Annotated in this window: 9 protein-coding genes; 2 read left to right on the forward strand and 7 right to left on the reverse strand. The window is 69.9% G+C overall.

The genetic code is table 11. The features are described from left to right. Window positions 1-468: 468 nt before the first annotated feature. From ACFVT5_RS42390 to ACFVT5_RS42410, 5 genes are all read right to left on the reverse strand, one after another. A complete protein-coding gene (locus ACFVT5_RS42390) occupies window positions 469-1,044 on the reverse strand; it encodes a hypothetical protein (protein ID WP_389899543.1) in 576 nt (191 codons plus the stop codon). Further along, window positions 1,041-2,432, reverse strand: coding sequence for a hypothetical protein (locus ACFVT5_RS42395; RefSeq protein ID WP_389899544.1), 1,392 nt, complete (start codon window positions 2,430-2,432; stop codon window positions 1,041-1,043). The genes ACFVT5_RS42390 and ACFVT5_RS42395 overlap by 4 nt, the downstream gene beginning before the upstream one ends. Further along, the gene (locus ACFVT5_RS42400; protein ID WP_389899546.1) at window positions 2,429-3,238 is read right to left on the reverse strand and encodes an ABC transporter ATP-binding protein; all 810 of its coding nucleotides are present in this window, start codon (window positions 3,236-3,238) and stop codon (window positions 2,429-2,431) included. The genes ACFVT5_RS42395 and ACFVT5_RS42400 overlap by 4 nt, the downstream gene beginning before the upstream one ends. A 95-nt stretch (window positions 3,239-3,333) precedes the next feature. Further along, the gene (locus tag ACFVT5_RS42405) at window positions 3,334-4,158 is read right to left on the reverse strand and encodes a zf-HC2 domain-containing protein (RefSeq protein ID WP_389899547.1); all 825 of its coding nucleotides are present in this window, start codon (window positions 4,156-4,158) and stop codon (window positions 3,334-3,336) included. Further along, window positions 4,155-4,658: an RNA polymerase sigma factor gene (locus tag ACFVT5_RS42410; protein WP_389899556.1), complete on the reverse strand. Its 504-nt coding sequence runs from the start codon at window positions 4,656-4,658 to the stop codon at window positions 4,155-4,157. Before ACFVT5_RS42410 ends, ACFVT5_RS42405 begins: the two co-directional genes overlap by 4 nt. A 269-nt stretch (window positions 4,659-4,927) precedes the next feature. On the opposite strand from ACFVT5_RS42410, the gene ACFVT5_RS42415 reads away from it, so the two are divergent. After that, on the forward strand, window positions 4,928-7,222 hold the full coding sequence (locus ACFVT5_RS42415; RefSeq protein ID WP_389899549.1) for a FlgD immunoglobulin-like domain containing protein: 2,295 nt from the start codon (window positions 4,928-4,930) through the stop codon (window positions 7,220-7,222). A gap of 179 nt (window positions 7,223-7,401) precedes the next feature. On the opposite strand, the gene ACFVT5_RS42420 is transcribed toward ACFVT5_RS42415, so the two are convergent. After that, window positions 7,402-7,920, reverse strand: a complete 519-nt coding sequence (locus tag ACFVT5_RS42420; protein ID WP_389899550.1) for a DUF3592 domain-containing protein — start codon at window positions 7,918-7,920, stop codon at window positions 7,402-7,404. Between the two features lie 164 nt (window positions 7,921-8,084). On the opposite strand from ACFVT5_RS42420, the gene ACFVT5_RS42425 reads away from it, so the two are divergent. Beyond that, entirely contained in the window at window positions 8,085-8,741 is a 657-nt protein-coding gene (locus tag ACFVT5_RS42425; RefSeq protein ID WP_389899552.1) for a hypothetical protein, read from the forward strand. Between the two features lie 165 nt (window positions 8,742-8,906). Here the strand turns inward: ACFVT5_RS42425 and ACFVT5_RS42430 are convergent, their stop codons facing one another. After that, window positions 8,907-9,707 carry a hypothetical protein gene (locus ACFVT5_RS42430; protein WP_389899553.1) on the reverse strand — a complete coding sequence of 267 codons (801 nt, stop codon included), beginning with the start codon at window positions 9,705-9,707 and terminating at the stop codon, window positions 8,907-8,909. Window positions 9,708-9,945: the final 238 nt, after the last annotated feature.

Genomic DNA, 9,945 nt, shown 5'->3' on the forward strand with positions numbered 1-9,945 from the left:
ACGTTCATCACCGCGCCGCAGCCGCGTCTGGGGATGCTCTCGCCGCACAGGTCGGGCCGGGTGATGTTCCAGCATGCCTGTGACGCGTTGGGCCAGGCGCCGTGATTGGCGCTCGACCGGCAGTTGCCGCAGGCGCCGCCGCCCGCGCTGCCGCACGGACCCCACGCGGATCCGCAACAGAACCAACTCGTTTCACCAGCCCACAGGCTGGTCGATCCGCAAGCCATCGTGCCGCCTCTCTCAGTTCAGTATTGACGAGGTCATGTCAACTACAGGAGAAGGTCGTGCGCTCGAAGCAATCCCATGATGCTGCTGTCTACGCGCGTTGGCTAGAGGGCACCGTGAGAGCCCGTCAGGTGACCACCGATCGGTCAGCCACCGTCCAGCACACACGTCTCCCCCCGCAAGCGCCGGCTGCCGACGAGCCGCCTCCCGCCGAACCGGACCTGACGGATTCCGCCGTCGCCGTCAACGTCTCGGGCCCCCGACTGCGTACACCACCGTGCCAATGACGGCCAGGGCGGCGGCCGTCCAGGTGCCGGCCGTCGTGCCGGGCGGTAGCAGCATCCAGGTCAGCACCTGCGTCGCCGTCTCCGGCGATGGCGGGACGACGAGGGAGGACGACAGCCACGCGAACGGCGGGATCCACGCGTACTGCCCCCCGCACCAGGCCGCCCCGATGGCGGCGAGTCCCATCAGCCCCGCACTGTTGCGTACGACGAAGGCGGGCGAGGTCGGCTGTCCGCCGAGGGTCTGTACCGCCAGCAGCACCGCGCCGATGAGCACGCCGCTGAGCAGCACGTGTGCCGCCCTGCGGGGCATCCAGCGGATGGCGGCCGTCCGGTCCAACGCGAGGTCCTGCCCGCCGAGTCCGACCGAGACCGACATCACCCCGGTGGCGATGACGAGCGCGGACAACCGCGGATCCGCCAGTCCCCCGCCGCCCATCCGGGCGAGTACCCCCACGGCCACCGCACTGATCACCACCACGACGAGCGAGGCGGGCACATGCCGCGAACGCGCGTACAGCGTCAGCCATTTCACCGGGACGCACCGTCGGACAGTACGGCGAGCGGGTCGCCCGAGCAGGAGACCGCGGCGGCGTGCAGGGCACTGATCCGCCGCTGCTGCTCCGGCCGTGGCAGCGCGGTGAGCTTCTTCCACACCGGGCGGGCCTCGTCGGCCTGGTCGCTCGCGGCGTGCACGGTCCCGTCGAGAGGTCGTGGGTCCTCCCCGAGGACCCACGCCGTCGCGATACTCTGTGCGACGGTCTCCTCCAGCGTGCCGCTCTCGGTGTCGCTGCGGGCGTAGCACAACGGGACCATGCCCTGGCCGACCAGAGCCCGGGTCAGCCGCTCGCCCCGGGCATCGCCGATCACCCTGTCGTCGAAGTCGATGAGCACGGTGTCGCGCGACCGTTCCGGCGTGGAGAGGATCGCGCGCAGGACGGTGGTCTCGCGGATGGCGACGGGCGCCTGATCGCCCAGCGCGCCGCGCAGCAGACGCAGCGCTTCCCTGCCGGGACCGGCCACGTCGTCGAGCCGAGCCCGCTGAAGCGTCGTCACGCACACCGGCCCGTCGCACACACGGGCCGCCGCGGCGCGGTCGATGACGTACGTGTCGCGGGGCTCGGACGGGAGCAGGAGCAGGGCGAGTACCCCGCCCGCCAGAAGCGGGGTGAGGGCGAGCAGTCGGGCGCGCGGACCTGCGGCGACCAGCAGCGCGAGGCCCGTCGCGGCCATGCCGAGCAGCCAGAGTGTCTGGCCGAGGTGCACGGGGACGGAGAGCGTGAGGAGCGTTTCGCGTACGTCAGCCACCGAAGGCGACAGCAGCGAGACACGGTTCGGCGCGGCGGAGGTCGGCACCACGTCGTCCAAGGTCTGGGTCTGCCGCAGGAACTGGTTGAACAGGAGGGCGCACACGACCAGCGCGGGCGGCGTGAGGACGGAGGGCAGGGCCCGCGCGACCCCCATGCCCAGGACGGCCCCCGAGCCGAGCGCGAGCGCGCCCACCAGCGAGATCGGCAGCCAGCCGAGGTGGGTGTACGAGGCGTCGCCGGCGAGCACCCGTACCGTGCCCAGCAGGACGAGGAGCGCGAAGGCCGAGGCCACTGTGCAGGCCACCGTGCCCGCCAGGGTGGCCGCGCGGTGCCGTGCGGGTCGCGGGGTGCTGGTGAGCAGTTCGGACATCTTCGAGCGGTGGTCGCGCAGCCCTTGGAGTGCCCCGAATCCCACGGCGAGCGGCCACAGGAAGAACAGCAGGCACCGGGTCCACAGGGCCATGGAGGTCCACTGGGCCGTCCACAGCACGGTGCCCGTCCACCACGGTCCGGGGATGAGATGCAGGTACGCGACCGCGGTCGCCAGCACGACGGCGCCGGCCCACAGGGCCACGGACCGCCTCAGCTCGATGCGCAGGATACGGAGGTTCACCAGGCGCCCTTCGTCTGTACGGGGTCCAGGAGCAGTGCCGAGTAGCCGCGCTCCAGGGGGCTGTCGCCCACGTGTTCCGGGCCGCCCGCCGCGGCCAGTTCGTCCGGGGTGCCCTGGAAGACCAGCCGGCCATCGGCGAAGAGCACCACGTCGGTGCAGGCGGCGGCCACGTCCTCCACCAGATGGGTCGAGACGACCACGCAGGCGTCCGTCCCCAACTCCTGGAGCAGGTCGCGAAAGCGCAGTCGCTGCGCCGGATCCAGACCGACCGTCGGCTCGTCGAGGAGCAGGATCGACGGGTCGTTGACGATGGCCTGGGCGATGCCGGCCCGCCGCACCATGCCGCCCGACAGGTTCTTCATCCGCTCGTCGGCGCGGTCGGCCAGACCGACCCGCTCCACGGCACGCTGCACCGCCGCGGGGATGTCCGCCGTGGGTACCTCCTTCAGCCATGCCATGTACTCGACGAACTCGCGTACGGTGAAGCGCTTGTAGTAGCCGAACTCCTGCGGCAGGTAGCCGATCCGGCGGCGCATCGTACGGTGCTCGCCCAGTCCGCGCGCGGACTGCCCGAGCAGTTCCAGCTCGCCTCCGGCGGGGCGCAGCACGGTGGCCAGTGCGCGGATGAGGGTGGTCTTGCCCGCCCCGTTGGGACCGAGCAGACCGTGTACGCCGGTGCCCAGCGACAGGTCGAGCCCGTCGACGGCCATCCGGTTCCTGCCGACCCTGACCTTCAGTCCGGTTGCCCGGATCTCCCAGGCGTAGGCCGTGGGGGCGATGTCGGCCCTGCTCACTGCGCGCGTCATGCGCTTCCTCGTCTCTCTGAAGTTCTGCCGGGAGTTCTCTCGGGAGTTCTCTCGGAGGCTCTTTCCGAGGCTCATTCGGGGGTTCTTTCGCGGGTTCAACGGTGGGCTCCCAGCACGGTGTACGCGCCCCTGCGGGCGATCACGACGCCGACGCCGAGCGCGAGGATCAGTCCCCAGACCGGCAGGCCGTCCGTCCGCAGGGCGAAGGGCGTACCACTGGTGGCGAGGGCCGGCGCCACCACCACCGCCGCCCATACGGCCACCAGGGCGACGGCGGCGCGCGTCACGCCGATCACCCCGCCGAGCGCCAGGGCCATCGAGGTGAACGCCAGGCAGGGCAGCAGCCACTGGGCGGCCGTCACCCCCGTCACCCAACCCCCCGCCAGCAGCGCGGGGATCACCACGGCGAGCACGGAGGCGGTGCGCCGCAGCACCAGTTGCAGCCCAGCCCTCGGCGTGGAGGCCGTCAGCTCGTACGCCGGGTCCAGGCCGCGCGACCACGAGGCCGCCACGCCGCACACCGGCAGGACGGGGGCGAGCAGCAGCATCAGGGACACCTGACCGGAGCCGGGTCCCACCAGGTCAAGGAGGAGTGCGAGCAGCGTCACGGCCAGGACCATGGCCAGCCACGGCGTCATGGCGGGCGTCGTCCACGCCGACAGCCGCGCCCGGTGCCTGCGCGGCGGCGACGGGACGGCCGCGGCCAGTTGGGGTCCGAGATCGGACCAGACGGCGTCGGTCAGCCCCACCACGGCGGGCGCCTCTGCCGTGACGGCGGCCGACAGCCGGTCACGGCAGACCCGGCACCCTTCCAGATGGGCCTCCAGGGCCCATACCTCGTCCGCGACGAGGTCCGTGTCGCCGCGCGCGTATCCGTGAATGAGCCCTGCCGACGCGTGTGATGCGTGTTGCGCGGTCATGTCAGTGCCTCCCGCATCGCGATCCGGGCCCGGCGGGCGCGGGTCTTGACCGTTCCCTCGGGCAGTCCGAGCAGTACGGCGGTCTCCCGGACGGACAGTCCGTCGAGCACCATGGCCTGCAGTACGTCCCTGAGTTCGGGCGCGAGGCGTCGCAACGCGTCCCCGACGTCACCGCCGACGGTGCCGACCAATGCCTCCTCCTCGGCCGCGGGCGTCACGGGGTGCGCGGCGGCGGCCGGCGGCGGCTCGGCGTGGTGGGCCCTGCGCCGGAACGCGTCGACGAGGCGGCGGGCCGCGATCGTCCACAGCCAGCCGACGGCGGTTCCTCCGGTCCTGCTCCCGGCGAAGGAGCCGGCCGCCCGCCACACCGCCAGATACGTCTCCTGCATGACCTCGGCGACGATCTGCTGATCGGCACAGCGACGGCCCAGCCGCACCGCCAGCCACGGCGACGTACGCCGGTACAGCTCCTCGAAGGCGGCCCGGTCGCCCCGGGCCACCCGTCGTAGGAGATGTTCCTCGTCCAGTTCCTGCGGCGGTGCCGCCCCAACCCGTTTCACACCTGCTAGACGCCCGGCCGGGGCGGCGGGTTTTCCCCGGGAGGTGATCCGGGTCACGTTGGGGGCGGTGTGACCGGGGGCCGTGACACCGCCGCCCCACCACGCCCGCACCTACACATTCCGTGTACAACTCCCGTACAACTGTGTACTGTTGCCCGTGTTCACAGCAAGAACATCGAATGTCAACGGTTAACAAGTTGGGGGGTCAGGTGTCCCATCACCTGCGCACAACCAGCCGTACCCGGCGTACCGTCACCGCCGGTGCCATCGCCGCCGTCCTCGCGGCGGGGCCGGCCATATTGCTGCCGGCCACGGCTCACGCCGCCGGCGCGGCCGAGTCGGCCGAGGTCCTCATACCCGCGCCCGACGCATACGGCGACGGACCCGAGACGGTGCTGTCGACCGGCAGCCAGGGCGTGTTGCACCGCGAGGACGGCGACTACCTCTGGACCACGACGTACAACCGCACCACCAAGCCCGTCCCAGCGCTCGACGGCGTGCCGCAGGACGCGATCGTGCGGGGCCACGACGAGTACAACCGTGTCACCTACACCAAGCCGCGTGAGGACGGCGGCACGGACGTCGTACGGATCGGCGTCGAGGACCCGCGCAACACCAGCACGCTCAGCGTGCCCGCCGGATACCTCAACTTGAAGTTCGCCAACGGCTGGGTGCTGGCGACCGTGGACCAGGGCGACGGCACTTACCAGTTGCGCGTGGCGCGTGGCGGGGCCCCGGCGGCCGACCCCGTGGTGAAACTCCCCGCCGGCGCCACGACCGGCGCCGAGCCTGTACTGCTCGGCGCCTACTGGAACCAGCTCGTGATCGGCTACCGCACCGCCGACGGCGCCCAGGCGTACGGCATCCTCACGGCATACAACGGCCAGGTCGTCCCGCTGCCCGTGACGGGCGAAGCGAGCAGCTTCCGGATCACGCAGAACACCGTCAGCTGGTTCACCCGCCAAGGGGAGCCGGGCGTACGGGTCATGCAGCGCGAAAGCCCGGCCGCCCCGCGCGTCGTGCCGCTCGCCACGCAGTCCGCCGACAGCAAGGTCTCGGCCTACGTGGTGGGCGACAACGTGCTCTGGTACGAGGGCGACGGCGGCCCGCTGCGCCTCACCCCCTTCGCAGGGGCCGACACCGAGCGGACGCTGCTGAGCGACGTCGAGCAGTCGTTCCTGCGCGCCGAGGGCTCGGGTTCGCTGGTCGCGCTCGGCAAGGACGCCGACGGCAAACGCGCCGTGCACCTGTTCAGCGTGAACGGTCTGGGGCTCGTGTCCGGTCTGCCGCTGCGACAGGTCCCTCGGGTCAAGACGGCGGACGGTGAGATCCAGGCGCTGAGCCTCGACCGGGGACGGCTGCGGTACGTCAACTCCCTTTCCAGTAAGGAGACTTTGCACGGCGTGGACATCGGCACCGGGCTCGACCCGGTGAAGGGCGCGGCGCTCGCCGACTTCCCGGGCCTGCCGGCGGGCCGCTTCGCCGACGGTACGGACGAGGGGGCGGCCCGGCTGGTCGCCGACCCGGATACGGGCGCCGACGTACTGGTGACCGGTGACGACCCGGAGCACCCGGCGGACAGCTTCCCACTGCCGGGCACCGACGGCCGGATCATCGACACGGCACCGGAGTTCGTGCTGTACGAGGCGGACGGACGGCAGTACGTCGTGGACACCGCCCGCGACGTCATCGTCCGCGAGCAGCCGGCGCAGGCCGCCGTACTGGAGCAGAAGTGGCTGCTCAAGGCGGCGCCGAACAAACCCGGCAGCGTCAGGGTGTTCAACCTGCTCACCGGCAACCTGACCGAGACCGTCGCACTCGGCACCGCCTGCGTCCCGAACGAACTCCAGCGCAGCGGCACCTTGTTGTACTGGAGTTGCGCCTCCCAGGACGCGGCTGGAGTACGGGACCTTGCGTCCGGGCGCACCTACCCGGCACCGGCGTCCGGCGCCCTCCTGGGCGACCACTTCCTGGCCCACCGCGACGCATCCGGCGACCTGCGCCTCACCGCGCTGCGGAAGGACGGCGGCACGGACGATCTGGGCACCGTCACGGGCCTGAAGCAGCCCGCGGACGGCGACGGGCGCGGCACCACCTGGACGCTGGACGCGGGCGCCGGCAAGCTCGCCTGGGTCGACACGGACGACACCGTCCACGTCACCGCGCCCCAGCAGACGCTCTCCCCGCTCGGCATCGCCCGCACCGCCGCACCCGGCACACCGGCGCAGGACGGCACCGGCGAGTGGGCCGCCGCATGGTGGCTCTCCAAGCCCTCGGCGTCCTGGCAGGTGACGCTCACCCATCGCGGGACCGGCGAGGTGGTGCGCACCTGGACGGGCGGGAGCACCCCCGGCACGGTACGGGTCTCCTGGGACGGCACGTCCGACTCGGGCACCCCGACGCCGACCGGCGCCTACACCTGGCGCCTGACCGCCACCCCTGCGGACGGCACCGGCCCGGAGCTAACGGCCTCCGGCGTCGTACGGGTCACGGTCCGACCGTAGCTACCGCGTGGGCTCCGGCCCTTTCCCCGAGGCCGACTTGGGGAAAGGGCCGGAGTCCGGTGCTCCGTCAGCCCGTCCGCGTTGACTTCCCCAGATTCAGCACCGGCGTGCCTTCGAGATCCCGCTCGGCACTCTGCTACCTGTCCAAACCGATGTGCCGAGTGGCGGCCTGGTCAATTTCATCGACCTTTTCCGCGTACCGCTTCGTAGCTCCCGAAAAGCCTCCGCAGGACGAGACCTGCGATTCCCAGAGGAACCATTACGGCTGAGATGACCAGCAAAAGCAAATCGAGAGTGTTCCTGGTGAGAGTATTCCAGTAGCCAAGGTCCGAGGGAAGGGCGACCATGCCGGTATTCTTCGGGTCGTACACGACCATCATGGTGTAGCCGTCCCTTACCTGGCGGGTCTTGAATTTCAGTGGCGATTCAACGGAACGCCCACCGGACGGGGTAAAGCGCACCCAGCAGGTGACAGACAACTCGCCACCGTTTTCGTCGTGGAGGGCTTGCTGGCATCTCGTGACACTCGCGCGGGTCTGGACCCCGCGACTCTTCAAGGTGGATATCGCCTTGGTGTGGTTCGGTATGGTGAATGCGATGGTCGTGACGAAACCGCACAATCCCACAGCGATCATAGTGATGGACGTAATCGTGAGATATCTGAGCAGATTGCGTGGACGTGCGGGCTTCGTACTCATCGGCTCCCTGACGTAATTGAATCAGTCGATACTGGTCTACCCCGCCCATACGGGGCACGATCATTTCGTGGCAGGCCAATGGACCACAACTCAAGTGCGGACCGTCATCCGGCACCTCTGCTGAAACCGGCAACGCCCTCACCAACGGCTGGCAGTGTTGGCGCATGGTCGAAGACGAAGGTTCCCATGCTGATGGTTGGCCGACGCAGGCACGCCAGTTGTTCCTCACCGCCGTGTGGAACATGGCTGTCGACGAGGATGCTTACACCGACGGCTACCCGTCGTGGATCGAGTCCTGGCTACGAGGTCACGGGCAGGGGAACGTTCCTGGCAGCGCATCGGCGGCGGCGCTGCAACGGCTCCTGGCGTGCGGGGTGGATCCGGACGATCTGACGGACGTGGTGCGGCAGATGCAGCACGATCTTGCCTACAACGTCTGCCAACTGATCGACGATCCAGGGCTGTTGGGCATCGGACTGGACGAGGACTGGTCCGAGCGGACGGACGTCCGCTGGGAGTTGGTGGCGGTCCGCACCGCACGGCCGGCAGCGCGGGCGCGGATCGATGGACTGCACTCCTCACTTGACGAGTTCGACCCAAGTGGCCGCGGCGGCGAGCCACGAGGCCGACCCGTTCCCGCCCGGCTGCCGGGCTATCCCCTCCACGCACGGCTGGCCGTCGCCCACGTACGCGCGGGCGACCGTATCCAGGCGATCAACACCTGGCGGAAGGCGACCGGCGCGTCGGTGATGGAGGCGAAGGCAGCCATCGACCAGCTTCTCGACCAGTTGCGGCAAGATCCGGAGAACTCGCAGCGATGACCGAGGAACGGCTGTCGCACACGCGTAGCCACTCGGTGGTCTCCTCTGCGGACAGGAATGCGGAATAGGGCTCGTAGTCGACTCCGGCACCGTCGGCATATTCGAGTTCGACTCCAGCCACAGCAGTGAGAGCCGTCGGCCGTCGGGACCGTAAGTGCTGGGGCCTCAGCTCCAGTCGAAGGTCAACAGGGCCAGTCGGTCGACGGGTTCGAAGAACAGCAGAATCTGGTCGGCGCCGCTGCCTCGGTAGTGCCAGCCCGGCACCGCCGCCACGAAGTGGAACCGGTTTCCGGCCGGGCTGATCGGCCACGCGTGGTCGTCGTCATACCCAAGGTGAAACAGGTCGGGATCGACCCAGTTGCTGTGGGCGTCGGCATGGCCGCCGAGTTGGTCCAGCAGAGCCACCGGGTCGCGCGTCCCGTACATCGGGGAACCCTCGTCGTCGAGCCTGAGGAGTTCGCCCTCACGGCGGAAGGTGTCCCGGTGAGCCTGGTAGCTGCGTTCTTGGCGCTCGCAGTGCTCATCGAGCCGGGCGCGGAATCCTTCCCAGGGCTCGGGTACTTTCTCGGGGGTTGCCGCCCGCGCGAAGTAGCGCACGTCGCCGAGCAGGCGGTAGCGGTTGCCGTCCATCGCGAACCCGAGCCAGTTGGTTGTCTGCAGGGCCGAGTGGAATGCCCGGGTGTGGTCACCGATGTATCCCTCCGCCGGTTCCAACGGGCTGACCAGGTGGATCCAGCCGTGCCAGGCCGGGTTGACCTGGGCCAGATCGATGGAGATCAACGGGTGCAGGTGCCGGGCCAGTTCGACCTGGTCGGCGACGAACACGTCCGCGGCCTCGGGGTAGACCCGCAGGCCCGTCCCGGCCGTCGTGACGTCTTCCCGGATCAGGGACTCGCCGTCGCCCTCCCTTGGGTTGGACGGGGCCGCCCCTCGCGTGCCGACAGCGGGAAACGCCTTCGCGGACATCACTGACCCCTTCTGCAACCCTCGTAATTGTGATCGATCACGTGGTGGTCAACCTTACCTACCGGAACTGACAGGGCTGGGAGCACAGCGGACCGGCAGTCCTGCAGAGGCTCCACATTGCGTGTGCGAAGCCGGCGCATTAGCCTCGCGCTTTCGTGAGTGGGCCTGTCCGGGTCTTGATCAAATAAGCGGAGAGTGCTGCTGACCTGCAACGATGGGACTTATCGAGGGTCCTGTC

Origin of the sequence: Streptomyces sp. NPDC058001, assembly GCF_042886315.1 — a bacterium.
Taxonomy (GTDB): domain Bacteria; phylum Actinomycetota; class Actinomycetes; order Streptomycetales; family Streptomycetaceae; genus Streptomyces.

Excerpts from the sequence above, each read along its gene's own strand:
- ACFVT5_RS42420 (WP_389899550.1), bottom strand. The coding sequence starts at position 7,920 with ATGAGTACGAAGCCCGCACGTCCACGCAATCTGCTCAGATATCTCACG.
- ACFVT5_RS42405 (WP_389899547.1), bottom strand. The coding sequence starts at position 4,158 with ATGACCGCGCAACACGCATCACACGCGTCGGCAGGGCTCATTCACGGA.
- ACFVT5_RS42425 (WP_389899552.1), top strand. The coding sequence starts at position 8,085 with ATGGTCGAAGACGAAGGTTCCCATGCTGATGGTTGGCCGACGCAGGCA.
- ACFVT5_RS42430 (WP_389899553.1), bottom strand. The coding sequence starts at position 9,707 with ATGTCCGCGAAGGCGTTTCCCGCTGTCGGCACGCGAGGGGCGGCCCCG.
- ACFVT5_RS42400 (WP_389899546.1), bottom strand. The coding sequence starts at position 3,238 with ATGACGCGCGCAGTGAGCAGGGCCGACATCGCCCCCACGGCCTACGCC.